1 pseudogene is annotated in these 499 nt (G+C 70.7%); it reads right to left on the bottom strand.

Features of this window, described 5'->3' with window-relative positions:
- Window positions 1-499 (bottom strand): annotated as a pseudogene (locus tag MOV74_RS40205) (LytTR family transcriptional regulator); the annotation flags it as partial.

Genomic DNA, 499 nt, shown 5'->3' on the forward strand with positions numbered 1-499 from the left:
GATAGTCCGCGGGCAGGGGCTTTGCGGTCGCCGGCGGCGGGCCGAAGGCGCCGAAACCGTCGAGCATGTGCAGCGGCGCCACCGTTTCAGTGGTCGCTTCGCTGGCAACGCCTGCGCCGGGCTTGGACGTGTAGCCGGACATGTCGACCACCCGCCGCAGCATTTCGACGAAGGTGCCCGACATCGGCAAATCCGACCAGCGCATGTCGGCGCTGACGTGGAACAGGCTGACGAGGCCCTTGCCGCGATGCTCGCCGGTCACCAGCGGCGTTCCGTCTTCCAGCGAGGCCCAGCTCTTGGTGGCGAGCACCGCGTCGGGTTCGGCCAGCACCTGGCGGCTCACGGTGACGTCCCGGGGGACCGCGACGCCGGCAAACGGACCGTCGGCGGCGAAGGAGGCCAGATGCTGCGGCTTCTCCCAGGTCAGGCTGCCGCCGAGCGTGCGGCCGCCCTTGCGCAGCTTGACCGGCACGAGATCGTCTTCGGCCTGCGCCAGCCG

It is taken from the genome of Bradyrhizobium sp. SHOUNA76 (genome assembly GCF_023006445.1).
In the GTDB taxonomy this organism is placed as follows: domain Bacteria; phylum Pseudomonadota; class Alphaproteobacteria; order Rhizobiales; family Xanthobacteraceae; genus Bradyrhizobium.